This window comes from Rhizobium sp. BK529 (assembly GCF_014194105.1).
In the GTDB taxonomy this organism is placed as follows: Bacteria; Pseudomonadota; Alphaproteobacteria; order Rhizobiales; family Rhizobiaceae; genus Rhizobium.
The window spans coordinates 1,850,413-1,873,970 of sequence record NZ_JACIAU010000001.1 but is presented as its reverse complement, the minus strand read 5'-3'; the positions used below and the strand labels follow the sequence as shown (position 1 = coordinate 1,873,970).

Annotated in this window: 25 protein-coding genes; 24 read left to right on the top strand and 1 reads right to left on the bottom strand. The window is 59.0% G+C overall.

Annotated features, from left to right (window positions below; translation table 11 throughout):
- Positions 1–15: 15 nt before the first annotated feature.
- The 8 genes from secE to rpoC all read left to right on the top strand — a co-directional run bounded on the left by secE (position 16) and on the right by rpoC (position 12,171).
- The gene (gene secE / locus FHX08_RS09495; protein ID WP_112571949.1) at positions 16–216 is read left to right on the top strand and encodes a preprotein translocase subunit SecE; all 201 of its coding nucleotides are present in this window, start codon (positions 16–18) and stop codon (positions 214–216) included.
- A gap of 17 nt (positions 217–233) precedes the next feature.
- Positions 234–764, top strand: a complete 531-nt coding sequence (gene nusG, locus FHX08_RS09490) for a transcription termination/antitermination protein NusG (RefSeq protein WP_007817111.1) — start codon at positions 234–236, stop codon at positions 762–764.
- A gap of 177 nt (positions 765–941) precedes the next feature.
- Complete coding sequence (gene rplK / locus FHX08_RS09485) at positions 942–1,373, top strand: 50S ribosomal protein L11 (RefSeq protein ID WP_037110089.1); 432 nt, start codon at positions 942–944, stop codon at positions 1,371–1,373.
- Positions 1,374–1,377: 4 nt separating this feature from the next.
- Positions 1,378–2,079, top strand: a complete 702-nt coding sequence (gene rplA / locus FHX08_RS09480) for a 50S ribosomal protein L1 (RefSeq protein WP_132651229.1) — start codon at positions 1,378–1,380, stop codon at positions 2,077–2,079.
- Positions 2,080–2,410: 331 nt separating this feature from the next.
- A complete protein-coding gene (rplJ, locus tag FHX08_RS09475) occupies positions 2,411–2,929 on the top strand; it encodes a 50S ribosomal protein L10 (protein WP_132651230.1) in 519 nt (172 codons plus the stop codon).
- A gap of 57 nt (positions 2,930–2,986) precedes the next feature.
- The gene (rplL, locus tag FHX08_RS09470; RefSeq protein WP_112571942.1) at positions 2,987–3,370 is read left to right on the top strand and encodes a 50S ribosomal protein L7/L12; all 384 of its coding nucleotides are present in this window, start codon (positions 2,987–2,989) and stop codon (positions 3,368–3,370) included.
- 259 nt (positions 3,371–3,629) lie between these two features.
- A complete protein-coding gene (gene rpoB / locus FHX08_RS09465) occupies positions 3,630–7,769 on the top strand; it encodes a DNA-directed RNA polymerase subunit beta (protein WP_184327092.1) in 4,140 nt (1,379 codons plus the stop codon).
- 190 nt (positions 7,770–7,959) lie between these two features.
- Positions 7,960–12,171 carry a DNA-directed RNA polymerase subunit beta' gene (gene rpoC / locus FHX08_RS09460; protein ID WP_132651232.1) on the top strand — a complete coding sequence of 1,404 codons (4,212 nt, stop codon included), beginning with the start codon at positions 7,960–7,962 and terminating at the stop codon, positions 12,169–12,171.
- 248 nt (positions 12,172–12,419) lie between these two features.
- On the opposite strand, the gene FHX08_RS09455 is transcribed toward rpoC, so the two are convergent.
- Positions 12,420–12,713 (bottom strand): transcriptional regulator, encoded by a 294-nt coding sequence (locus FHX08_RS09455; protein WP_132651233.1) that lies wholly within the window; start codon positions 12,711–12,713, stop codon positions 12,420–12,422.
- 495 nt (positions 12,714–13,208) lie between these two features.
- Between FHX08_RS09455 and rpsL the strand changes: the two genes are divergently transcribed.
- The 16 genes from rpsL (at position 13,209) to rplN (ending at position 23,556) form a co-directional block, all read left to right on the top strand.
- A complete protein-coding gene (gene rpsL / locus FHX08_RS09450) occupies positions 13,209–13,580 on the top strand; it encodes a 30S ribosomal protein S12 (protein WP_003547537.1) in 372 nt (123 codons plus the stop codon).
- A gap of 106 nt (positions 13,581–13,686) precedes the next feature.
- Positions 13,687–14,157: a 30S ribosomal protein S7 gene (gene rpsG / locus FHX08_RS09445; RefSeq protein WP_112571934.1), complete on the top strand. Its 471-nt coding sequence runs from the start codon at positions 13,687–13,689 to the stop codon at positions 14,155–14,157.
- A 29-nt stretch (positions 14,158–14,186) separates the two neighbouring features.
- Complete coding sequence (gene fusA / locus FHX08_RS09440; protein ID WP_132651234.1) at positions 14,187–16,286, top strand: elongation factor G; 2,100 nt, start codon at positions 14,187–14,189, stop codon at positions 16,284–16,286.
- Between the two features lie 66 nt (positions 16,287–16,352).
- The gene (tuf, locus tag FHX08_RS09435) at positions 16,353–17,528 is read left to right on the top strand and encodes an elongation factor Tu (protein ID WP_112706399.1); all 1,176 of its coding nucleotides are present in this window, start codon (positions 16,353–16,355) and stop codon (positions 17,526–17,528) included.
- 305 nt (positions 17,529–17,833) lie between these two features.
- Entirely contained in the window at positions 17,834–18,142 is a 309-nt protein-coding gene (gene rpsJ / locus FHX08_RS09430; protein ID WP_003547547.1) for a 30S ribosomal protein S10, read from the top strand.
- 33 nt (positions 18,143–18,175) lie between these two features.
- Positions 18,176–18,817, top strand: a complete 642-nt coding sequence (rplC, locus tag FHX08_RS09425; protein ID WP_132651235.1) for a 50S ribosomal protein L3 — start codon at positions 18,176–18,178, stop codon at positions 18,815–18,817.
- A gap of 13 nt (positions 18,818–18,830) precedes the next feature.
- Entirely contained in the window at positions 18,831–19,451 is a 621-nt protein-coding gene (rplD, locus tag FHX08_RS09420; RefSeq protein WP_132651236.1) for a 50S ribosomal protein L4, read from the top strand.
- Complete coding sequence (locus FHX08_RS09415; protein WP_132651237.1) at positions 19,448–19,741, top strand: 50S ribosomal protein L23; 294 nt, start codon at positions 19,448–19,450, stop codon at positions 19,739–19,741. The genes rplD and FHX08_RS09415 overlap by 4 nt, the downstream gene beginning before the upstream one ends.
- 11 nt (positions 19,742–19,752) lie before the next feature.
- Positions 19,753–20,589, top strand: coding sequence for a 50S ribosomal protein L2 (gene rplB / locus FHX08_RS09410; RefSeq protein WP_132651238.1), 837 nt, complete (start codon positions 19,753–19,755; stop codon positions 20,587–20,589).
- 15 nt (positions 20,590–20,604) lie between these two features.
- Positions 20,605–20,883, top strand: a complete 279-nt coding sequence (rpsS, locus tag FHX08_RS09405) for a 30S ribosomal protein S19 (RefSeq protein ID WP_007531666.1) — start codon at positions 20,605–20,607, stop codon at positions 20,881–20,883.
- A 2-nt stretch (positions 20,884–20,885) separates the two neighbouring features.
- Positions 20,886–21,275, top strand: coding sequence for a 50S ribosomal protein L22 (gene rplV, locus FHX08_RS09400; RefSeq protein WP_112572307.1), 390 nt, complete (start codon positions 20,886–20,888; stop codon positions 21,273–21,275).
- Positions 21,275–22,009, top strand: coding sequence for a 30S ribosomal protein S3 (gene rpsC / locus FHX08_RS09395; RefSeq protein WP_132651239.1), 735 nt, complete (start codon positions 21,275–21,277; stop codon positions 22,007–22,009). The genes rplV and rpsC overlap by 1 nt, the downstream gene beginning before the upstream one ends.
- Positions 22,010–22,047: 38 nt before the next feature.
- Entirely contained in the window at positions 22,048–22,461 is a 414-nt protein-coding gene (gene rplP, locus FHX08_RS09390) for a 50S ribosomal protein L16 (protein ID WP_003573792.1), read from the top strand.
- A gap of 12 nt (positions 22,462–22,473) precedes the next feature.
- Positions 22,474–22,674: a 50S ribosomal protein L29 gene (rpmC, locus tag FHX08_RS09385; protein WP_007531673.1), complete on the top strand. Its 201-nt coding sequence runs from the start codon at positions 22,474–22,476 to the stop codon at positions 22,672–22,674.
- A 12-nt stretch (positions 22,675–22,686) separates the two neighbouring features.
- Positions 22,687–22,926: a 30S ribosomal protein S17 gene (gene rpsQ, locus FHX08_RS09380; RefSeq protein WP_132651240.1), complete on the top strand. Its 240-nt coding sequence runs from the start codon at positions 22,687–22,689 to the stop codon at positions 22,924–22,926.
- A 261-nt stretch (positions 22,927–23,187) separates the two neighbouring features.
- Positions 23,188–23,556: a 50S ribosomal protein L14 gene (rplN, locus tag FHX08_RS09375; protein ID WP_003573790.1), complete on the top strand. Its 369-nt coding sequence runs from the start codon at positions 23,188–23,190 to the stop codon at positions 23,554–23,556.
- Positions 23,557–23,558 lie beyond the last annotated feature (2 nt).

The window sequence follows — 23,558 nt, the reverse complement described above, 5'->3', positions numbered from 1 at the left end:
TTGCGTGGGCAGTCGATGGCATCCAAATCCAATCCATTCGCGTTTCTGCAGCAGGTCCGCACGGAGACGTCTAAAGTTACTTGGCCGTCGCGCCGCGAGACCATGATCTCGACGGTCATGGTGCTTGTTATGGTTGTTTTTGCTGCGCTGTTTTTCTTTGCCGCCGACCAGCTCATTGGCTGGGCGCTGAGCTACGTGCTCAATACCGGCAACTGATACGGGTGGAGATGAAAATGGCGGCACGTTGGTACATCGTCCACGCATATTCCAATTTTGAAAAGAAGGTCGCTGAAGACATCGAGAACAAGGCTCGCCAGAAGGGGCTTGAGCATCTGTTCGAAAAGATCCTCGTGCCGACCGAAAAGGTGGTGGAAGTGCGCCGTGGCCGTAAGGTCGATTCCGAGCGCAAGTTCTTCCCGGGCTATGTCATGGTTCGCGCCAACCTGACGGATGAGGCCTATCACCTGATCAAGAATACGCCGAAGGTCACGGGCTTCCTTGGCTCTGACAATAAGCCGGTTCCGATTCCGGATTCTGAAGCCGAGCGCATCCTCGGTCAGGTTCAGGAAGGTGTCGAGCGTCCGAAGGCTTCCGTTACCTTCGAAATCGGCGAGCAGGTTCGCGTTTCCGATGGTCCGTTCGCATCGTTCAATGGCACGGTTCAGGATGTGGACGAAGAGCGTTCCCGCCTGAAAGTGGAAGTGTCGATCTTCGGTCGCGCTACCCCGGTTGAACTGGAATACGCTCAGGTCGAGAAGGTTTGATTTTTCGAGATCGGGCATCGGTAAGTGTTTGCTGATGTCCGGGCGGCAAATGCCGCATCGCGTGGAAGGTGAGGGGTCTTAGCCGGGCCTCAAGGATCCGAACCACGCAACCGCAGCCGCCGGAGCGATCCGGCATCAAGGGCCGGGCGACCGGCCGTCAGTGAAAGGCAGAGAGATATGGCTAAGAAAGTTGCAGGCCAGCTCAAGCTGCAGGTCAAGGCAGGATCGGCAAACCCGTCCCCGCCGATTGGCCCGGCACTTGGTCAGCGTGGCATTAACATCATGGAATTCTGCAAGTCGTTCAACGCGGCTACGCAGGAAATGGAAAAAGGTATGCCGATCCCGGTCGTCATCACCTATTACCAGGACAAGTCCTTCACCTTCGTCATGAAGCAGCCGCCGGTCAGCTACTTCCTGAAGAAGGAAGCCAAGATCCAGTCCGGTTCCAAGACGCCGGGCAAGGGCGCAAAGGCTGGTTCCCTCACCAAGGCTCAGATCAAGACGATCGCCGAAGCCAAGATGAAGGACCTGAACGCAGCAGATATCGAAGGTGCAATGGCGATGATCGAGGGCTCTGCCCGCGCCATGGGCCTGGAAGTGGTGGGTTAAGACCATGGCAGGCAAGCGCACTCAGAAGATCAACGAAGGTGTTGATCCGACCAAGCTCTACGCTCTGACGACCGCCATCGGCATGGTCAAGGAACGTGCCGTCGCGAAGTTCGACGAAACCGTAGAAATTTCGATGAACCTCGGTGTTGACCCGCGTCACGCAGACCAGATGGTCCGCGGCGTCGTCAACCTGCCGAATGGCACCGGCCGTACGGTTCGCGTCGCTGTTTTCGCCCGTGGCGTCAAGGCTGACGAAGCCAAGGCTGCCGGCGCAGACGTCGTTGGCGCAGAAGATCTCGTTGAAATCGTCCAGGGCGGCAAGATCGACTTCGATCGCTGCATCGCGACCCCGGACATGATGCCGCTCGTCGGCCGCCTCGGTAAGGTTCTCGGCCCGCGCGGCATGATGCCGAACCCGAAGGTCGGTACGGTTACGATGGATGTCGCTGGTGCCGTCAAGGCTTCCAAGGGCGGCGCCGTCGAGTTCCGCGTCGAAAAGGCTGGTATCGTTCACGCCGGCATCGGCAAGGCATCCTTCGATGCCAAGGCTCTGGAAGAAAACATCCGCGCCTTCGCTGACGCCGTCATCAAGGCAAAGCCGGCTGGCGCCAAGGGCAACTACGTCAAGCGCGTAGCGCTCTCCTCGACCATGGGTCCGGGCGTCAAGATCGAAGTCGGCTCGGTCACCGCAGCGCCGGCTGCTTAAGTTTCATCGGGCGTCAGTCCGATTGTAAAGAATTCCGGCCTCGTAAGGGGCCGGGATATTCCGGAGAAATCCGGAATCCTGTCCGAGATTGCAGGTGGTTATCCCTTAATCACTTTTGCCTGCATGAGACGGGTAAGACCCGAATTGCATGAAGTTCTGCTTCTAGGAAATCGGTTCGAGCCTTGGATGCCTTGTGTCTTCCTTGCCTTAAGTGGCGCGGAGCGCGAGGGGACAGGATCCTCAAGCGTCGCTTGGGATCGCTTCTGATCCCGGGAGGCAAAAGGCAACCCGGCGGGTCCGTTCAAATGGTCCCGCCAACTGGAGATAGGCAGTGGAAAGAGCGGAAAAACGCGAATTCGTCACGGAACTGAACGAAGTCTTCAAGGCTTCGGGCTCGGTTGTCGTGGCCCACTATGCTGGTGCTACAGTCGCGCAGATGAACGATTTTCGTTCCAAGATGCGCGCTGCTGGCGGCACCGTCAAAGTCGCGAAGAACCGCCTGGCCAAAATTGCCCTTCAGGGTACGGAAGCGGAAGGGATGTCCAATCTCTTCAAGGGTCAGACGCTCATTGCATACAGCGCCGATCCGGTCACCGCTCCGAAGGTCGTCATGGATTTCGCCAAGACCAACGACAAGATCGTGGTTCTCGGCGGCGCCATGGGCACGACAACGCTGAACGCCGAAGGTGTCAAGTCGCTTGCGACCCTGCCTTCGCTGGACGAACTGCGTGCGAAGCTGCTGGGCATGATCCAGACTCCGGCTACCCGCATTGCAGGCGTTGTTGCAGCACCGGCAAGCCAGCTTGCTCGCGTGTTCTCGGCCTACGCCAAGAAGGACGAAGCCGCTTAAGGCGGTTTTTCGCTGTACATACTCAACAGTTCGAACCGAACAAAAGGAACTAGAAAAATGGCTGATCTCGCAAAGATCGTTGAAGACCTCTCCTCGCTGACCGTCCTGGAAGCTGCTGAGCTTTCCAAGCTGCTCGAAGAAAAGTGGGGCGTTTCCGCCGCTGCTCCGGTAGCTGTCGCTGCCGTTGCCGGTGGTGCAGGCGGTGCAGCTGCTCCGGCTGAAGAAGAAAAGACCGAGTTCGACGTCATCCTCACGGATGCCGGCGCCAACAAGATCAACGTCATCAAGGAAGTCCGCGGCATCACCGGTCTCGGCCTCAAGGAAGCCAAGGACCTCGTCGAAGGTGCTCCGAAGGCTGTCAAGGAAGGCGTTTCCAAGGCTGAAGCCGCTGACATCAAGAAGAAGCTTGAAGACGCTGGCGCAAAGGCCGACGTCAAGTAATCTTGAACTGCACTTGGGAGGCGGTATTTACTGCCTCCCATTTGCCGTTTTTCTGAACGAATTACCCAAAAGCCGCGTGAAAACGGCTTTTGGGTAATGGGTTCTTCAAGAGCATGGTCTCGAACCGAGGCGCCAAGGCAATCCGGCCTGGCCGTCTCGGGAGGTGGGACGAGGTTGAACTACTCATTGATTGACGGGGTCGACTGGCCATCGGTTCCCGTCCGTTGCAGGCCCGGATGCAATTTTTGAAGGAGCGACGATGGCTCAGACCCTTTCGTTCAATGGTCGCAGGCGCGTACGCAAGTTTTTTGGTAAAATCCCCGAAGTCGCAGAAATGCCGAACCTCATCGAGGTTCAGAAGGCATCCTACGATCAGTTTCTAATGGTTGAAGAGCCCAAGGGCGGTCGTCCCGACGAGGGCCTTCAGGCTGTTTTCAAGTCCGTTTTCCCGATCACCGATTTCTCCGGCGCTTCCATGCTGGAGTTCGTGTCCTATGAATTCGAACCGCCGAAGTTCGACGTCGACGAATGCCGTCAGCGCGACCTGACCTATGCCGCGCCGCTGAAGGTTACTCTCCGTCTCATCGTGTTCGATATCGATGAGGATACCGGCGCGAAGTCGATCAAGGACATCAAGGAACAGTCCGTCTACATGGGCGACATGCCGCTTATGACGAACAACGGTACGTTCATCGTGAACGGCACTGAGCGCGTGATCGTGTCCCAGATGCACCGTTCGCCGGGCGTCTTTTTCGATCATGACAAGGGCAAGAGTCATTCTTCCGGCAAGCTGCTGTTTGCTGCCCGCGTGATCCCGTATCGCGGTTCCTGGCTCGATATCGAATTCGACGCCAAGGATATCGTCTATGCCCGCATCGACCGCCGTCGTAAGATTCCGGTGACGTCGCTGCTGATGGCCCTCGGCATGGATGGCGAGGAAATCCTCGATACCTTCTACACGAAGTCGCTCTACAAGCGCGACGGCGAAGGCTGGCGCATTCCCTTCAAGCCGGAAACGCTGAAGGGTGCAAAGGCGATCACCGAAATGGTCGACGCCGATACCGGCGAGGTCGTTGTCGAAGCCGGCAAGAAGCTGACCCCGCGTCTGCTCCGCCAGCTCTCCGACAAGGGTCTGAAGGCCCTCAAGGCGACCGACGACGATCTCTACGGCAACTACCTGGCCGAAGACGTCGTCAACTACCAGACGGGTGAGATCTATCTCGAAGCCGGCGATGAAATCGACGAGAAGACGCTGGCTATCATCCTCGCCAACCACTTCGACGAAATCCCGGTTCTCGGCATCGACCACATCAATGTCGGCGCCTACATCCGCAATACGCTCGCAGCAGACAAGAACGAGAACCGCCAGGACGCTCTGTTCGACATCTACCGCGTCATGCGTCCGGGTGAACCGCCGACCATGGAATCGGCCGAAGCCATGTTCAACTCGCTGTTCTTCGATGCGGAGCGTTACGACCTCTCCGCCGTCGGCCGCGTAAAGATGAACATGCGCCTCGACCTCAACGTCGAGGATACCGTTCGCATCCTGCGCAAGGACGACATCCTGGCCGTGGTCAAGATGCTCGTCGAACTGCGCGACGGCAAGGGCGAGATCGACGACATCGACAACCTCGGCAACCGCCGCGTCCGCTCGGTCGGCGAGCTGATGGAGAACCAGTACCGTCTCGGCCTGCTCCGCATGGAGCGTGCGATCAAGGAACGCATGTCCTCGATCGAAATCGACACGGTCATGCCGCAGGACCTGATCAACGCCAAGCCGGCTGCTGCGGCCGTCCGCGAATTCTTTGGCTCCTCGCAGCTGTCGCAGTTCATGGACCAGGTGAACCCGCTGTCGGAAATCACCCACAAGCGCCGTCTCTCGGCTCTTGGCCCGGGTGGTCTGACCCGCGAGCGCGCCGGCTTCGAAGTCCGCGACGTTCATCCGACGCACTACGGCCGTATTTGCCCGATTGAAACGCCGGAAGGCCCGAACATCGGCCTGATCAACTCGCTGGCAACCTTCGCACGCGTCAACAAGTACGGCTTCATCGAAAGCCCGTACCGCCGCATCGTCGATGGCAAAGTGACCAATGACGTGCTTTACCTCTCCGCCATGGAAGAGGCGAAGTACTACGTTGCCCAGGCCAACGCTGAATTGGCTTCGGACGGCTCCTTCGTCGACGAATTTGTCGTCTGCCGTCACGCCGGCGAAGTGATGCTCGCCCCGCGCGACAGCATGAACCTGATGGACGTCTCACCGAAGCAGGTCGTTTCGGTCGCTGCCGCCCTCATCCCGTTCCTGGAAAACGACGACGCCAACCGCGCTCTCATGGGCTCGAACATGCAGCGTCAGGCCGTTCCGCTGCTGCGCGCTGAAGCGCCGTTCGTCGGCACCGGCATGGAACCGGTCGTCGCCCGCGACTCCGGTGCTGCCATCGGTGCACGCCGCGGCGGTGTTGTCGACCAGGTCGATGCGACGCGTATTGTTATCCGCGCCACGGAAGACCTCGAAGCCGGCAAGTCCGGTGTCGATATCTACCGCCTGCAGAAGTTCCAGCGTTCGAACCAGAACACCTGCGTCAACCAGCGTCCGCTGGTCACCGTCGGTGACGTGGTCAACCGCGGCGACATCCTCGCCGACGGTCCGTCCACGGACCTGGGCGACTTGGCTCTCGGCCGCAACGCGCTCGTCGCGTTCATGCCTTGGAACGGCTACAACTACGAAGACTCGATCCTGATGTCGGAACGGATCGTTGCCGATGACGTGTTCACCTCCATCCACATCGAAGAATTCGAAGTGATGGCACGCGACACCAAGCTTGGTCCGGAAGAAATCACGCGCGACATTCCGAACGTTTCGGAAGAAGCGCTGAAGAATCTCGACGAAGCCGGTATTGTCTATATCGGCGCCGAAGTTCAGCCGGGCGATATCCTCGTCGGCAAGATCACGCCGAAGGGCGAAAGCCCGATGACGCCGGAAGAAAAGCTCCTGCGCGCCATTTTCGGTGAAAAGGCATCCGACGTACGCGACACGTCCATGCGCATGCCGCCCGGCACGTACGGCACGATCGTCGAAGTGCGCGTCTTCAACCGCCACGGTGTTGAAAAGGACGAGCGCGCGATGGCAATCGAGCGCGAAGAGATCGAGCGTCTTGCAAAGGACCGCGACGACGAACAGGCGATCCTCGACCGTAACGTCTACGGCCGTCTGATCGACATGCTGCGCGGTCAGACCTCCATTGCCGGCCCGAAGGGCTTCAAGAAGGGCACCGAGCTCTCGAACGCCGTCGTGTCCGAATATCCCCGCTCGCAGTGGTGGATGTTCGCCGTCGAAGACGAAAAGGTCCAGAGCGAACTCGAAGCACTCCGCGGCCAGTACGACGAATCCAAGTCGCGCCTCGAACAGCGCTTCATGGACAAGGTCGAAAAGGTCCAGCGCGGCGACGAAATGCCTCCGGGCGTCATGAAGATGGTCAAGGTCTTCGTCGCTGTTAAGCGCAAGATCCAGCCTGGCGACAAGATGGCAGGCCGTCACGGTAATAAGGGTGTCGTATCGCGCATCGTTCCGGTCGAAGACATGCCGTTCCTCGAAGACGGCACGCATGTCGATATCTGCTTGAACCCGCTCGGCGTGCCTTCTCGCATGAACGTTGGCCAGATCCTCGAGACCCATCTTGCATGGGCTTGCGCAGGCATGGGCAAGAAGATCGGCGAGCTGCTCGAAGAGTATCGCAAGACCATGGACATCACCGACCTGAAGCGCGAGCTGACGGACGTGTATGCTTCCCAGGCCAAGGACGAAGTCGCCAACTTCGATGATGCATCGCTCGTCAAGCTGGCTGAACAGTCCCGCAAGGGCGTCTCTATCGCAACGCCGGTCTTCGACGGTGCGCATGAGCCGGACGTTGCCTCGATGCTGAAGAAGGCAGGTCTGCACGAGTCCGGTCAGTCGGTTCTGTACGACGGCCGTACCGGCGAGCCCTTCGACCGTAAGGTTACTGTCGGCTACATGTATATGATCAAGCTGAACCACCTGGTCGACGACAAGATCCACGCTCGTTCGATCGGCCCATACTCGCTCGTTACCCAGCAGCCGCTGGGCGGCAAGGCACAGTTCGGCGGCCAGCGCTTCGGCGAAATGGAAGTCTGGGCGCTTGAAGCCTACGGCGCAGCTTACACGCTGCAGGAAATGCTGACGGTAAAGTCGGACGACGTGGCCGGCCGCACCAAGGTTTACGAAGCGATCGTCCGTGGCGACGACACCTTCGAGGCTGGTATTCCGGAAAGCTTCAACGTTCTCGTCAAGGAAATGCGCTCGCTGGGTCTCTCGGTCGAGCTCGAAAATTCCAAGGTCGAGGACGTGCAGCCCGCGGGCCAGCTGCCGGACGCTGCCGAATAACCAACTGATAGGGTGTGCGCTCTTTGGAAGAGCGCACACCGTTCCCGCCATGGCCCCGTAACGTGTCGGCCGGGCAGGGAACGCTCCGCCGCATTCTGCGGTTATTGTCGTTTAAGCGATGGCGCGGCTCCCGGGAATTTGCCGCCAACCTCGCAAGCTAAGGGCGCTTTCGCCCATGAAGGAGACAGGCATGAACCAAGAGGTCATGAATCTTTTCAATCCGCAGGTGCCTGCACAGAACTTCGATTCCATCCGGATTTCGATCGCTTCTCCGGAGAAGATTCTTTCCTGGTCTTACGGCGAGATCAAGAAGCCGGAAACCATCAACTACCGTACGTTCAAGCCGGAACGCGACGGTCTCTTCTGCGCGCGCATCTTCGGACCGATCAAGGACTATGAGTGCTTGTGCGGCAAGTACAAGCGCATGAAGTACAAGGGCATCATCTGCGAAAAGTGCGGCGTCGAAGTTACGCTGTCGCGCGTTCGCCGTGAGCGCATGGGCCATATCGAGCTCGCCGCTCCCGTTGCCCACATTTGGTTCCTGAAGTCGCTGCCATCACGCATTTCCACGCTGCTCGACATGACGCTGAAGGATGTCGAGCGCGTCCTCTACTTCGAACATTACATCGTCACTGAGCCGGGTCTCACCGCTCTCAAGGAGCACCAGCTCCTGACGGAAGAAGAGTACATGCTCGCCGTCGACGAATATGGTGAAGACCAGTTCACGGCCATGATCGGTGCGGAAGCCATCTACGAGATGCTGGCATCGATGAATCTCGAAAAGATCGCTGGCGATTTGCGCTCCGAGCTTGCCGACACCACGTCGGATCTCAAGCAGAAGAAGCTGATGAAGCGTCTGAAGATCGTCGAGAACTTCATGGAATCCGGCAATCGTCCGGAATGGATGATCATGAAGGTCGTTCCGGTGATCCCACCGGATCTGCGTCCGCTCGTTCCGCTGGACGGCGGTCGTTTCGCGACGTCTGATCTGAACGATCTCTATCGTCGTGTCATCAACCGTAACAATCGTCTGAAGCGCCTCATCGAACTGCGCGCACCGGGCATCATCATCCGTAACGAAAAGCGCATGCTGCAGGAATCTGTCGATGCGCTCTTCGACAACGGCCGTCGTGGTCGCGTCATCACCGGCGCCAACAAGCGTCCGCTGAAGTCGCTGTCCGACATGCTCAAGGGCAAGCAGGGCCGCTTCCGTCAGAACCTGCTCGGTAAGCGCGTCGATTATTCCGGCCGTTCGGTCATCGTGACCGGTCCGGAACTGAAGCTGCATCAGTGCGGTCTGCCGAAGAAGATGGCGCTCGAGCTCTTCAAGCCGTTTATCTACGCCCGCCTCGACGCCAAGGGTTACTCCTCGACCGTCAAGCAGGCCAAGAAGCTGGTTGAAAAGGAAAAGCCAGAAGTCTGGGATATCCTCGACGAGGTCATCCGCGAGCATCCGGTTCTGCTGAACCGTGCGCCGACGCTGCACCGCCTAGGCATCCAGGCCTTCGAACCCATCCTGGTCGAAGGCAAGGCTATCCAGCTGCACCCGCTCGTCTGCACCGCCTTCAACGCCGACTTCGACGGTGACCAGATGGCCGTTCACGTGCCGCTGTCGCTCGAAGCCCAGCTCGAAGCCCGCGTCCTGATGATGTCGACCAACAACATCCTGCACCCGGCAAACGGCGCGCCGATCATCGTCCCGTCGCAGGACATGGTTCTCGGCCTCTACTACCTCTCGATCGTGAACCAGAACGAGCCGGGCGAAGGCATGGCCTTCTCAGACCTCGGCGAGTTGCATCATGCGCTCGAAAACAAGGTCGTCACGCTGCATACCAAGATCCGCGGCCGCTTCAAGTCGATCGGTGAGGACGGCAAGCCCTACTCGAAGATCTATGAGACGACGCCGGGCCGCCTGCTCATCGGCGAACTTCTGCCGAAGAATGGCAAGGTGACCTTCGACATCTGCAACCAGGAAATGACTAAGAAGAACATTTCCAGGATGATCGACACGGTCTATCGTCACTGCGGCCAGAAGGACACGGTCATCTTCTGCGACCGCATCATGCAGCTCGGTTTCACCCATGCCTGCCGCGCCGGCATTTCGTTCGGCAAGGACGACATGGTCATTCCGGAAACGAAGGCGAAGATCGTTGCCGACACCGAAAACCTGGTGAAGGAATACGAGCAGCAGTACAACGACGGTCTGATCACCCAGGGCGAAAAGTACAACAAGGTCGTTGACGCTTGGGGCAAGGCCACGGAGAAGGTCGCCGAAGACATGATGGCCCGCATTAAGGCCGTCGAGTTCGACGATAAGACTGGTCGCCAGAAGCCGATGAACGCCATCTATATGATGTCGCACTCGGGTGCGCGTGGTTCTCCGAACCAGATGCGTCAGCTGGGCGGTATGCGCGGCCTCATGGCCAAGCCGTCGGGTGAAATCATCGAGACGCCGATCATCTCGAACTTCAAGGAAGGCCTGACCGTCAACGAGTACTTCAACTCGACGCACGGCGCCCGTAAGGGTCTGGCAGACACCGCCTTGAAGACTGCAAACTCCGGTTACCTGACTCGCCGTCTCGTGGACGTCGCGCAGGACTGCATCGTCACGCACATCGATTGCGGTACCGAATCCGGCCTCACCATGACCGCCATCGTCGATGCCGGTCAGGTCGTTGCTTCGCTCGGCGCTCGCATCCTCGGCCGTACGGCTCTCGACAACATCGACCATCCGGTCACCGGCGAACGTATCGTCGATGCCGGCAAGATGATCCTCGAGCCCGATGTCGCCGAGATCGAGAAGGCTGGTATCCAGTCGATCCGCATTCGTTCGGCACTGACCTGCGAAATCCAGACGGGCGTTTGCTCGGTCTGCTACGGCCGCGACCTTGCTCGCGGTACGCCGGTCAACATGGGTGAAGCTGTTGGCGTTATCGCCGCTCAGTCGATCGGCGAACCGGGCACGCAGCTTACCATGCGTACGTTCCACCTTGGTGGTACGGCAACCGTGGTCGACCAGTCATTCCTGGAAGCCTCGTACGAAGGTACGGTGCAGATCAAGAACCGCAACGTATTGCGCAACTCCGAAGGCAGCCTCGTTGCCATGGGCCGCAACATGACCGTCCAGATCCTGGACGAGCGTGGCGTGGAACGCTCTTCGCAGCGTGTCGCCTACGGTTCGAAGCTGCATGTCGACGAAGGCGACAAGGTCAAGCGCGGTCAGCGTCTGGCGGAGTGGGATCCTTACACCCGTCCGATGATGACGGAAGTGGCCGGTACGGTTCAGTTCGAAGACGTCATCGACGGTCTCTCGGTTCTCGAAGCGACCGACGAATCCACTGGCATCACCAAGCGTCAGGTTATCGACTGGCGCTCGACCCCGCGCGGTTCGGATCTGAAGCCGGCAATCGTCATCAAGGATGCCAGCGGCAATGTCGCGAAGCTGTCCCGCGGTGGTGAAGCCCGCTTCCTGCTCTCGGTCGATGCGATCCTCTCCGTCGAGCCGGGCCAGAAGGTCTCGCAGGGTGACGTTCTTGCCCGTTCTCCGCTGGAAAGCGCCAAGACCAAGGACATCACCGGTGGTCTGCCGCGCGTCGCAGAGCTGTTCGAAGCCCGTCGTCCGAAGGACCATGCCATCATCGCTGAGATCGATGGTACGATCCGCCTCGGTCGCGACTATAAGAACAAGCGCCGCGTCATCATCGAGCCGGCAGAAGACGGTGTCGAGCCTGTCGAGTACCTGATCCCGAAGGGCAAGCCCTTCCATCTTCAGGACGGCGACTATATCGAAAAGGGTGATTACATCCTCGACGGTAACCCGGCTCCGCACGACATCCTGGCGATCAAGGGCGTGGAAGCATTGGCTTCCTACCTCGTCAACGAAATCCAGGAAGTCTATCGTCTCCAGGGCGTTGTCATCAACGACAAGCACATCGAAGTGATTGTCCGTCAGATGCTGCAGAAGGTGGAAATCACCGATGCAGGCGACTCGACTTATATCGTCGGCGACAATGTCGACCGCATCGAACTGGAAGACGTCAACGACCAGCTCATCGAGGAAGGCAAGAAGCCTGCCCGTGGCGAGCCGGTTCTGCTCGGCATCACCAAGGCATCGCTGCAGACCCCGTCCTTCATCTCGGCCGCTTCCTTCCAGGAAACGACCAAGGTGCTGACGGAAGCTGCGATCGCCGGCAAGACCGACGGCCTGCAGGGCCTGAAGGAAAACGTCATCGTTGGCCGCCTGATCCCGGCCGGTACCGGTGGCACCATGACCCAGATCCGCCGCATCGCGACGGCTCGCGACGACCTAATCCTGGAAGAGCGCCGCAAGGGCTCGGGTGCAGGCGCCGCAACCCCGATGTTGCAGGATATGGCAAACGAAAACGCCCCGGCTGCCGAATAACAGGCAGCCCTGCATTTCGACATACGAAGCCGTCCGGAGAAATCCGGGCGGCTTTTCCTTATCCGGGAATGTCACTGAGAGTGGGACGTCAGGCAGTTGTGTGGCATGGCCCCAATGGTGGTCGGGACGAAATAGCCGAGGCAGATGAAGGGCTCGCCGCCCTCATTGATGTCGACCAGAATGGAGGGGTGAGGGCAGGAGGGCGAGGCCCCGCGCCGGTGCGCAGGCCCCCTTCTTTATATACAGGCTTAACTGAAGCGGATGATCGAGACTTCGCCTTCGAGTGCACCCTGATAGGCTGAGGCATGCGGTTCTTCGGAGGGCACTTCGGTCAGCATGCCGATCTGGTCGAGATCGGCTTCGATGAAGCCCTCTTCGGCGAGTGCGTTCAAGGCCTCGCGCACAGCGCTGTCATCATCGGGGGCCTTCAACATGACGTGCAGATCCACACCCTCGCTCGTATCGGATTCGTAGCCTTTACCGATGATGATGAAGATCATCGGCCCGTCGAAATTGTTATCGTTATCCGGTGTCCCGATCATCCTATTGTCCTTCGGCTCTCTGAGAATCGCACTATGCAGAATCCATATAGGGGCTTGATATCTGCAGTCACCGATTCCTATCTGTTTTTGCCGCAATGCCCAAGTTTATCTTGCCGGGCGGCCTCAATCCAACTAGAGAGCCTCGAAACAACGCGTTTCCAGGGCTTCTGGCGCCTTGGTGCCGGAGATTATTTCTTAACCGGCCTTGACGAGCAGGGCGGAAACCAGTAGTACGCCCGCCATCGGATCCCATGTGAGGTTTGGCTGTTCGGGGCGACGCGCCCTGAAGATCGCCTCAAACAAGGTTCTAAACGCACGTTGAAGTCATGATGCTGCACGCATGACGCACCTTTTGCGTCCTCTGCTCTATGTGGTCCATCTGCGGAAGCGGATCGGGCCATATTTTGCGCATTGAGGGAAAATATGTGTGGCAATGCCGGAAACGGCGAAGTTCGAGCCCGCAAGGGTACTGAGACAAACGTAAGGGATGGTTGAATGCCTACCGTAAACCAGCTGATCCGCAAGCCTCGTCAGGCGAACGTAAAGCGTAATAAGGTTCCCGCTCTCCAGGAGAACCCGCAGAAGCGCGGTGTTTGCACCCGCGTTTATACCACGACGCCGAAAAAGCCGAACTCGGCTCTGCGTAAGGTCGCAAAGATCCGCCTGACCAATGGCTTCGAAGTCATTGGTTACATTCCCGGCGAAGGTCATAACCTTCAGGAACACTCCGTCGTTATGATCCGTGGCGGCCGCGTCAAGGACCTTCCGGGTGTCCGTTACCACATCATCCGCGGCGTTCTCGATACCCAGGGTGTCAAGAACCGCAAGCAGCGCCGTTCCAAGTACGGTGCGAAGCGTCCGAAGTAATTTCGCCCCGGGCGATACCGCCCGGATAGGCTTGAACGTGAAATCCCGGCGCTGCGCGAGGTCCTCCGCGTGGTAGAGCGCCTTAACAGTTGAAGAGACGAGAAGTATGTCCCGACGTCATAAAGCAGAAAAGCGCGAGATCAATCCGGACCCGAAGTTCGGTGACCTCGTTGTTACGAAGTTCATGAATGCCATCATGCTGGACGGCAAGAAGTCTGTCGCTGAAAGCATCGTATACGGCGCATTTGACTCCGTGCAGAACAAGTCGAAGCAGGAACCGCTGACGGTTTTCCATTCCGCGCTCGACAACATTGCTCCGCACGTAGAAGTCCGTTCGCGCCGCGTCGGTGGTGCGACCTATCAGGTTCCGGTCGACGTTCGTCCGGAGCGCCGTCAGGCTCTTGCTATTCGCTGGCTGATCGCTGCCGCTCGCAAGCGCAATGAAACCACCATGATCGATCGTCTTTCGGGCGAACTTCTCGACGCATCCAACAATCGCGGTTCCGCGGTTAAGAAGCGCGAAGACACGCACAAGATGGCAGACGCCAACCGCGCGTTCTCGCATTATCGCTGGTAATCCCGAACGATATCGAAAGGCAGTCCATTATGGCTCGCGAATATAAGATCGAAGACTACCGCAATTTCGGTATCATGGCGCACATCGACGCCGGCAAGACCACGACGACCGAGCGTATCCTTTACTACACCGGCAAGTCGCACAAGATCGGTGAAGTCCACGATGGCGCAGCCACGATGGACTGGATGGAGCAGGAGCAGGAACGCGGCATCACGATTACGTCCGCTGCGACCACGACCTTCTGGAAGGGCCGTGACGGCAAGACCCGCCGCTTCAACATCATCGACACCCCCGGCCACGTCGACTTCACCATCGAAGTCGAGCGTTCGCTGCGCGTTCTCGACGGCGCCATCGCGTTGCTCGATGCCAACGCTGGTGTTGAGCCGCAGACCGAAACCGTCTGGCGCCAGGCTGAGAAGTATCATGTTCCGCGCATGATCTTCTGCAACAAGATGGACAAGACCGGTGCGGACTTCTACCGCTCTGTCGAAATGATCAAGACCCGTCTCGGCGCCACCGCCGTCGTCATGCAGCTGCCGATCGGCGCTGAAAGCGACTTCAAGGGCGTTGTCGATCTGGTCGAGATGAACGCTCTGATCTGGCGCGACGAATCTCTCGGCGCCCAGTGGGACGTCGTTGAGATCCCGGACGACCTGAAGGCCAAGGCTGAAGAATATCGCGAAAAGCTGATCGAGACGGTTGTCGAAATCGATGAAGCTGCGATGGAAGCCTACCTCGAAGGTGTCATGCCGGACAACGACAAGATCCGCGAACTCGTTCGTCGCGGCACGATCGACGTCAAGTTCCATCCGATGTTCTGCGGCACCGCCTTCAAGAACAAGGGCGTTCAGCCGCTGCTCGACGCCGTTGTCGACTACCTGCCATCGCCGCTCGACATTCCCGCGATCAAGGGCATCGACTTCAAGACCGAAGCCGAAATCGAGCGTCATGCAGATGACTCCGAGCCGCTCTCCATGCTCGCGTTCAAGATCATGAACGACCCCTTCGTCGGTTCGCTGACCTTCGCCCGCATCTATTCGGGCAAGCTCGAAAAGGGCGTTTCCGTTCTGAACACTGTCAAGGACAAGCGTGAGCGTGTCGGCCGCATGCTGCAGATGCACTCCAACTCGCGTGAAGATATCGAAGAAGCCTTTGCAGGCGACATCGTTGCTCTCGCAGGCCTCAAGGAAACCACTACGGGTGACACGCTGTGCGACCCGCTGAAGCCGGTTATCCTCGAGCGCATGGAGTTCCCGGAGCCGGTCATCCAGATCGCTATCGAGCCGAAGTCCAAGGGCGACCAGGAAAAGATGGGCCTCGCGCTCAACCGCTTGGCAGCCGAAGATCCGTCCTTCCGCGTGAAGACGGACCAGGAATCAGGTCAGACGATCATCGCCGGCATGGGCGAACTGCATCTCGACATCATCGTCGACCGCATGCGTCGTGAGTTCAAGGTTGAAGCAAACGTCGGTGCGCCGCAGGTTGCTTACCGCGAAACCATCACGCGCCAGACCGAAGAAGACTACACGCACAAGAAGCAGACCGGCGGTACCGGCCAGTTCGCGCGCGTCAAGATCATCTTCGAACCGAACCCGGATGGCGAAGATTTCAAGTTCGAATCCAAGATCGTCGGTGGTGCTGTTCCGAAGGAATACATCCCGGGCGTTCAGAAGGGTATCGAAAGCGTTCTGTCCTCCGGTCCGCTGGCTGGCTTCCCGATGCTCGGCGTCAAGGCGACGCTCGTCGACGGCGCCTTCCACGACGTTGACTCGTCGGTCCTGGCGTTCGAAATCGCAGCCCGCGCTTGCTTCCGTGAAGCGGCAAAGAAGGCCGGCGCTCAGCTCCTCGAGCCGATGATGAAGGTCGAAGTCGTCACCCCGGAAGATTACGTCGGTGACGTTATCGGCGACCTGAACTCGCGCCGTGGTCAGATCCAGGGTCAGGAACAGCGCGGCATCGCGATCGTCATCAGCGCCAACGTTCCGCTGGCGAACATGTTCAAGTACGTCGATAACCTGCGCTCCATGTCGCAGGGCCGCGCACAGTACACGATGACCTTCGACCACTACGCGCCGGTCCCGTCGAACGTCGCGACCGAAATCCAGGCAAAGTATTCCGGTCAGAAGTGACCGGAATACCAATTGACCGACAACAAGAATTAGCGCCCCTCGGGGCCAAAGAATGGAGAGCCGAAAATGGCAAAGAGTAAGTTTGAGCGCAACAAGCCGCACGTCAACATTGGCACGATCGGCCACGTTGACCACGGCAAGACGTCTCTGACGGCAGCGATCACGAAGTACTTCGGTGAATTCAAGGCGTATGACCAGATCGACGCAGCGCCGGAAGAAAAGGCACGCGGCATCACCATTTCGACGGCTCACGTCGAGTATGAGACGGCCAACCGTCACTATGCGCACGTCGACTGCCCCGGCCACGCTGACTATGTGAAGAACATGATCACGGGTGCGGCGCAGATGGACGGCGCGATCCTGGTTTGCTCGGCTGCTGACGGCCCGATGCCGCAGACGCGCGAGCACATCCTGCTTGCCCGCCAGGTTGGCGTTCCGGCGATTGTCGTGTTCCTCAACAAGGTCGACCAGGTTGACGACGCCGAACTGCTCGAGCTCGTCGAACTGGAAGTTCGCGAACTCCTGTCGTCCTACGACTTCCCGGGCGACGACATCCCGGTCGTCAAGGGTTCGGCCCTTGCAGCTCTTGAAGACAGCGACAAGAAGATCGGCGAAGACGCGATCCGCGAGCTGATGGCTCAGGTTGACGCCTACATCCCGACGCCTGAGCGTCCGATCGACCAGCCGTTCCTGATGCCGATCGAAGACGTGTTCTCGATCTCCGGCCGTGGTACGGTTGTGACGGGCCGTGTCGAGCGTGGCATCATCAAGGTTGGTGAAGAAGTCGAGATCGTCGGCATCCGTCCGACGTCGAAGACGACGGTGACCGGCGTTGAAATGTTCCGCAAGCTGCTCGACCAGGGCCAGGCTGGCGACAACATCGGTGCTCTGGTTCGCGGTGTGAACCGTGACGGCGTCGAGCGTGGCCAGATTCTGTGCAAGCCGGGCTCTGTCAAGCCGCACAAGAAGTTCAAGGCCGAAGCCTATATCCTGACGAAGGAAGAAGGCGGCCGTCATACGCCGTTCTTCACGAACTACCGTCCGCAGTTCTACTTCCGCACGACGGACGTCACCGGCATCGTGACGCTTCCGGAAGGCACGGAAATGGTCATGCCTGGCGACAACGTCACGGTTGACGTCGAGCTGATCGTTCCGATCGCGATGGAAGAAAAGCTTCGCTTCGCCATCCGCGAAGGCGGCCGCACCGTCGGTGCAGGCATCGTCGCTGCTATCGTCGAATAATTCCTTCGGCTGCTCCGGCGGGCAGCCGATTCGATGACATTATTATGATGCAAGCGGCGCAAGCCGCTTGCTTATTACACAGAAATGTTGCAAATGGCGCGCGAGCGCGATTTGCGTACCGCTTTGGATAACGAGGCGGCGACTACAACAACCAATAAGGTGGGCTAAAAGGCCCTGAAGACTGGATAGGGACGCCGCTGTCGGCGCCCTCTCGATCTTTGAAACCGGTGGTCCGCCTTAGGAAGAAAGAACAACCCGTGTCTTGTTGAGAGACATGAGGAAAACAAACACAAGGATAACGTCGAATGAACGGCCAAAATATCCGCATTCGCCTGAAGGCGTTCGATCACCGGATTCTCGATGCTTCCACGCGCGAGATCGTGTCGACGGCGAAGCGCACCGGTGCAAGCGTCCGGGGCCCCGTTCCGCTTCCGACCCGCATCGAGAAGTTTACGGTCAACCGGTCCCCGCACATCGACAAGAAGAGCCGCGAACAGTTCGAGATGCGCACGCATAAGCGCCTGCTCGACATCGTAGACCCGACCCCGCAGACGGTAGACGCGCTGATGAAGCTCGATCTCGCCGCCGGTGTCGATGTTGAGATCAAGCTCTGAGCTTGCTCGAGCTGAGTTGGAAGGATTGAACCGATGCGTTCAGGTGTGATTGCACAGAAGGTGGGAATGACCCGCGTCTACAACGACGCCGGCGAGCATGTCCCGGTAACGGTACTGCGTTTGGATGGCTGCCAGGTCGTAGCCCAGCGCACCGTAGAAAAGAATGGCTATACCGCGCTTCAGCTCGGTGCTGGCCAGGCCAAGGTAAAGAACACGTCCAAGGCCATGCGCGGCAACTTCGCCGTCGCAAACGTTGAGCCGAAGGCCAAGCTGCAGGAATTCCGTGTTTCGGAAGACAACCTGCTCGACATTGGCACTGAGCTCAAGGCTGGTCACTTTGCTGCTGGTCAGCTCGTCGATGTCACCGGCACGACGATCGGTAAGGGCTTTGCCGGCGCCATGAAGCGCCACGGCTTCGGCGGTCTGCGCGCCACGCACGGTGTGTCTGTTTCGCACCGCTCGCATGGTTCGACGGGTTCGCGCCAGGATCCGGGCAAGGTTTTCAAGAACAAGAAGATGGCTGGTCACATGGGCCAGACGCGCGTGACGACGCAGAACCTTGAAGTGGTTTCGACCGACGAAGATCGCGGTCTGATCCTGATCAAGGGTGCAGTACCCGGTTCCAAGGGTGCCTGGATCATCGTGCGCGACGCCGTCAAGTCGGCAGCGAAGTAAGGGAGCCAGACCAATGGAATTGAACGTCAAGACCCTCGAGGGAAAAGACGCTGGGAAGGTTTCCCTTTCTGATGCGATTTTCGGTCTCGAGCCCCGCGAAGACATCCTTGCCCGCGTAGTTCGCTGGCAGCTTGCGAAGAAGCAGCAGGGCACGCACCAGGCAAAGGGCCGCGCGGACGTTTCGCGCACCGGCGCCAAGATGTACAAGCAGAAGGGTACGGGCCGCGCTCGTCACCATTCGGCTCGCGCTCCGCAGTTCCGCGGCGGTGGTAAGGCCCACGGCCCGGTCGCTCGCAGCCACGAGCACGACCTTCCGAAGAAGGTTCGCGCACTCGGCCTGCGCCACGCGCTTTCTGCCAAGATCAAGGCTGACGAACTGATCATCATCGATGATCTCGTCGCCAAGGAAGCAAAGACCAAGGCTCTCGCCGGCGTATTCGCGTCGCTGGGCCTGACCAACGCCCTCTTCATTGGCGGCGCCGAGCTCGACGGCAACTTCAAGCTCGCGGCCCAGAACATCCCGAACGTGGATGTTCTGCCGATCCAGGGCATCAACGTTTACGACATCGTCCGCCGCGGCAAGCTCGTGCTTTCCAAGGCTGCCGTTGAAGCGCTAGAGGAGCGATTCAAGTGACCGATCTTCGCCACTACGATGTGATCGTTTCTCCTGCGATCACCGAAAAGTCCACGCTGGTATCGGAAAACAACCAGGTTGTTTTCAATGTCGCCAAGAAGGCGACGAAGCCGGAAATCAAGGCTGCAGTCGAGGCGCTCTTCGGCGTCAAGGTCACGGCCGTCAACACCCTGCTGCGCAAGGGCAAGACCCGTCGTTTCCGCGGTTTTGTCGGCAAGCAGCAGGACGTGAAGAAGGCTGTCGTGACGTTGGCTGAAGGCCAGTCGATCGACGTCTCCACCGGTCTCTGAGGAATAAAAAGATGGCATTGAAAACTTTCAATCCGACGACCCCGAGCCAGCGTCAGCTGGTCATCGTTGATCGCTCCTCGCTCTACAAGGGCAAGCCGGTTAAGGCACTGACCGAAGGTCTGACCAAGAGCGGCGGCCGTAACAACCTCGGCCGCATCACTGCCCGCTTCATCGGCGGCGGTCACAAGCGCAGCTACCGTCTGGTCGACTTCAAGCGTCGCAAGTTCGACGTTGAAGGCACGGTCGAGCGTATCGAATACGACCCGAACCGTACGGCATTCATCGCGCTCATCAGCTATGCCGATGGCGAGCAGGCCTACATCATTGCTCCGCAGCGTCTTGCTGCCGGCGACAAGGTCATCGCTTCCGACAAGGCTGTCGACGTCAAGCCTGGCAACACGATGCCGCTGCAGTACATTCCGGTCGGCTCCATCATCCATAACGTGGAAATGAAGCCGGGCAAGGGTGGCCAGATCGCTCGCTCCGCCGGTTCCTACGCACAGCTCGTCGGCCGTGACGCAGGTATGGCTATCCTTCGCCTGAACTCTGGCGAACAGCGCCTCGTGAATGGCATCTGCCTTGCTTCAATCGGTGCCGTTTCCAACCCCGATCATGCCAACATCAACGACGGCAAGGCCGGTCGTACCGTTTGGCGCGGCAAGCGTCCGCACAACCGCGGTGTCGTCATGAACCCTGTCGACCACCCGCACGGTGGTGGTGAAGGCCGTACCTCTGGTGGTCGCCATCCGGTGACCCCTTGGGGCAAGCCGACCAAGGGCAAGCGCACCCGGTCGAACAAGTCGACCGACAAGTTCATTATGCGTTCGCGTCATCAGCGCAAGAAGTAAGAGAGGAAGTCCTCAATGGCTCGTTCAGTATGGAAAGGTCCGTTTGTTGACGGCTATCTTCTCAAGAAGGCTGAGAAGGTTCGTGAAGGCGGACGTGCAGAAGTAATCAAGATCTGGAGCCGTCGCTCCACGATCCTGCCGCAGTTCGTCGGTCTCACCTTCGGCGTCTACAACGGCAGCAAGCATGTTCCGGTCAGCGTCAACGAAGACATGGTCGGCCACAAATTCGGTGAATTCTCTCCGACCCGTACCTACTACGGTCACGGCGCGGACAAGAAGGCAAAGAGGAAGTAACAATGGGCAAGGCAAAAGCCGAACGCCGGCTGAAGGACAACGAGGCGCAAGCAGTCGCCCGTACGCTCCGCGTCAGCCCACAGAAGCTCAACCTGGTTGCCGCGGCTATCCGCGGCAAGAAGGTCGATCGTGCACTCGCCGAGCTGGAATTCTCCCGCAAGCGCATCGCAGGCGCCGTCAAGAAGACGCTCGAATCTGCGATCGCCAACGCCGAGAACAACCATGACCTCGACGTCGACGCCCTCGTCGTCGCCGAAGCCTATGTCGGCAAGTCGATCGTCATGAAGCGCTTCCACGCTCGCGGCCGCGGCCGCGCATCGCGTATCGAACGTCCGTTCGCTCACCTGACGATCGTCGTTCGTGAAGTGCAGGCACAAGAGGAGGCCGCATAATGGGTCAGAAAATCAATCCGATTGGTTTCCGTCTTGGCATCAACCGTACCTGGGATAGCCGCTGGTTTGCGGACAATGCCGAGTACGGCCAGCTCCTGCACGAAGACCTGAAGATGCGTAAGTTCATCATGAGCGAACTGAAGCAGGCTGGTATCGCAAAGGTGGTCATCGAACGTCCGCACAAGAAGTGCCGCGTCACGATCCACTCGGCCCGTCCGGGCCTGATCATTGGCCGTAAGGGCGCCGACATCGACAAGCTCCGCAAGAAGCTGTCGGAAATGACGAACTCCGAAACGCACCTCAACATCGTTGAAGTGCGCAAGCCGGAAATCGACGCAACGCTCGTTGCTCAGTCGATCGCCCAGCAGCTCGAGCGCCGCGTGGCTTTCCGCCGCGCCATGAAGCGCGCCGTTCAGTCTGCGATGCGTCTTGGCGCCGAAGGCATCAAGATCACCTGCGCCGGCCGTCTCGGCGGTGCAGAAATCGCTCGTACGGAATGGTACCGCGAAGGCCGCGTTCCGCTGCACACCCTGCGCGCTGACATCGACTACGGTACGGCTGAAGCCGAAACCGCATTCGGTATCTGCGGCATCAAGGTCTGGATCTTCAAGGGCGAAATCCTTGAGCACGATCCGATGGCTTCCGAACGCCGCGCGCTGGAAGGCGACGCACAGGGCCCGGCAAGCCGCGAACGCGACCGTGGCGATCGTCGCCGCGAACGCGACAACGCGTAATTAGCGCTGGCGAAAGATAAGCTCGGAGAAGTTAGAAAATGTTGCAGCCAAAGCGTACTAAGTATCGCAAGCAGTTCAAGGGCCGCATCAAGGGCGTAGCCAAGGGCGGTTCTGACCTGGCCTTCGGCGAATTCGGCCTGAAGGCTCAGGAGCCGAACCGCGTTAACGCACGTGAGATCGAAGCGGCCCGCCGCGCGATCACGCGTTACATGAAGCGCGCCGGCCGTGTTTGGATCCGCGTGTTCCCGGACGTACCGGTAACCGCAAAGCCTACCGAAGTCCGTATGGGTAAGGGTAAGGGTTCCGTGGAATACTGGGCATGCAAGGTCAAGCCCGGTCGTATGATGTTCGAGATCGACGGTGTCTCCGAGGAAATCGCGCGTGAAGCGCTCCGCCTCGGCTCGGCCAAGCTCTCGGTCAAGACGCGCTTCGTTCAGCGCATCGCAGAGTAAGGAGAAGGCACGATGAAAGCCGAAGAAGTACGCGGCCTCACGGCCGACCAGCTCAAGGACAAGCTTGCTGACCTGAAGAAGGAGCAGTTCAACCTGCGCTTCCAGAAGGCAACCGGCCAGCTGGAAAAGTCCTCGCGCATCAACGAAGTCCGCAAGGACATCGCACGCGTCAAAACCATTGCCCGCCAGAAGGCGGCAGAAGCAAAGGCTTAAAGGAAGAAAAACATGCCGAAGCGCATTCTGCAGGGCGTCGTGGTTGGTGACAAGAACGAGAAGACTGTCGTAGTTCGTGTTGAGCGTCGTTTCGCTCATCCGCTGCTGCAGAAGACCGTTCGTCGCTCCAAGAAGTACAAGGCTCACGACGAAAACAACCAGTACAAGATCGGCGATATCGTCTCCATCGAGGAGTGCGCACCGATCTCCAAGGACAAGCGCTGGACGGTCGTTTCCGCCCAGGTGAAGTAAGAATTTCGCGCGAGGCCTTGCGTCTCGCGGAAATTTCTGTATGAAGCAGCGTCGGAACGCTCGAATGCCGGGCGTTCTTTTGCTTTGAGCGCACGGAAGGTCCCGTTTGGGAAACCACCCTGGCAACGATCTACCCCGCGCTATTCAAGCTATTGCCGTGTTTTCGCTGTCCTTGTGACGAGCGGCCGGCAGACATTTTTCATAAGCCGGAAGAGGGGGCTTTGCCCAACCATTCCGGTAAGAACAAGAAGGCGACCTGATATGATTCAGATGCAAACAAACCTCGACGTGGCGGATAATTCCGGCGCACGTCGTGTCATGTGCATCAAGGTGCTGGGCGGCTCGAAGCGCAAGTATGCCTCGATCGGCGACGTCATCGTCGTTTCGATCAAGGAAGCTATTCCGCGCGGCCGTGTGAAGAAGGGTGACGTGATGAAGGCGGTTGTCGTTCGCACCGCCAAGGACATCCGTCGTCCGGATGGCTCCGTCATCCGCTTCGACACCAACGCAGCAGTCCTCATCGACAACAAGAAAGAGCCGATCGGCACCCGTATCTTCGGACCGGTTCCGCGCGAACTGCGCGCTAAGAACCACATGAAGATCATCTCGCTGGCTCCCGAAGTACTGTAAGG

What these genes read in the sequence shown, in the direction of transcription:
- rplN (WP_003573790.1), top strand. Translation starts at nt 23,188, where the DNA reads ATGATTCAGATGCAAACAAACCTCGACGTGGCGGATAATTCCGGCGCA.
- rplV (WP_112572307.1), top strand. Translation starts at nt 20,886, where the DNA reads ATGGGCAAGGCAAAAGCCGAACGCCGGCTGAAGGACAACGAGGCGCAA.
- rpsJ (WP_003547547.1), top strand. Translation starts at nt 17,834, where the DNA reads ATGAACGGCCAAAATATCCGCATTCGCCTGAAGGCGTTCGATCACCGG.
- FHX08_RS09455 (WP_132651233.1), bottom strand. Translation starts at nt 12,713, where the DNA reads ATGATCGGGACACCGGATAACGATAACAATTTCGACGGGCCGATGATC.
- rpmC (WP_007531673.1), top strand. Translation starts at nt 22,474, where the DNA reads ATGAAAGCCGAAGAAGTACGCGGCCTCACGGCCGACCAGCTCAAGGAC.
- rplP (WP_003573792.1), top strand. Translation starts at nt 22,048, where the DNA reads ATGTTGCAGCCAAAGCGTACTAAGTATCGCAAGCAGTTCAAGGGCCGC.
- rplL (WP_112571942.1), top strand. Translation starts at nt 2,987, where the DNA reads ATGGCTGATCTCGCAAAGATCGTTGAAGACCTCTCCTCGCTGACCGTC.
- rpsL (WP_003547537.1), top strand. Translation starts at nt 13,209, where the DNA reads ATGCCTACCGTAAACCAGCTGATCCGCAAGCCTCGTCAGGCGAACGTA.
- rpsC (WP_132651239.1), top strand. Translation starts at nt 21,275, where the DNA reads ATGGGTCAGAAAATCAATCCGATTGGTTTCCGTCTTGGCATCAACCGT.
- rplD (WP_132651236.1), top strand. Translation starts at nt 18,831, where the DNA reads ATGGAATTGAACGTCAAGACCCTCGAGGGAAAAGACGCTGGGAAGGTT.
- nusG (WP_007817111.1), top strand. Translation starts at nt 234, where the DNA reads ATGGCGGCACGTTGGTACATCGTCCACGCATATTCCAATTTTGAAAAG.
- rpoB (WP_184327092.1), top strand. Translation starts at nt 3,630, where the DNA reads ATGGCTCAGACCCTTTCGTTCAATGGTCGCAGGCGCGTACGCAAGTTT.
- fusA (WP_132651234.1), top strand. Translation starts at nt 14,187, where the DNA reads ATGGCTCGCGAATATAAGATCGAAGACTACCGCAATTTCGGTATCATG.
- rpsQ (WP_132651240.1), top strand. Translation starts at nt 22,687, where the DNA reads ATGCCGAAGCGCATTCTGCAGGGCGTCGTGGTTGGTGACAAGAACGAG.
- rplA (WP_132651229.1), top strand. Translation starts at nt 1,378, where the DNA reads ATGGCAGGCAAGCGCACTCAGAAGATCAACGAAGGTGTTGATCCGACC.
- rplK (WP_037110089.1), top strand. Translation starts at nt 942, where the DNA reads ATGGCTAAGAAAGTTGCAGGCCAGCTCAAGCTGCAGGTCAAGGCAGGA.
- rplC (WP_132651235.1), top strand. Translation starts at nt 18,176, where the DNA reads ATGCGTTCAGGTGTGATTGCACAGAAGGTGGGAATGACCCGCGTCTAC.
- rpsG (WP_112571934.1), top strand. Translation starts at nt 13,687, where the DNA reads ATGTCCCGACGTCATAAAGCAGAAAAGCGCGAGATCAATCCGGACCCG.
- tuf (WP_112706399.1), top strand. Translation starts at nt 16,353, where the DNA reads ATGGCAAAGAGTAAGTTTGAGCGCAACAAGCCGCACGTCAACATTGGC.
- rpsS (WP_007531666.1), top strand. Translation starts at nt 20,605, where the DNA reads ATGGCTCGTTCAGTATGGAAAGGTCCGTTTGTTGACGGCTATCTTCTC.
- secE (WP_112571949.1), top strand. Translation starts at nt 16, where the DNA reads ATGGCATCCAAATCCAATCCATTCGCGTTTCTGCAGCAGGTCCGCACG.
- rplB (WP_132651238.1), top strand. Translation starts at nt 19,753, where the DNA reads ATGGCATTGAAAACTTTCAATCCGACGACCCCGAGCCAGCGTCAGCTG.
- rpoC (WP_132651232.1), top strand. Translation starts at nt 7,960, where the DNA reads ATGAACCAAGAGGTCATGAATCTTTTCAATCCGCAGGTGCCTGCACAG.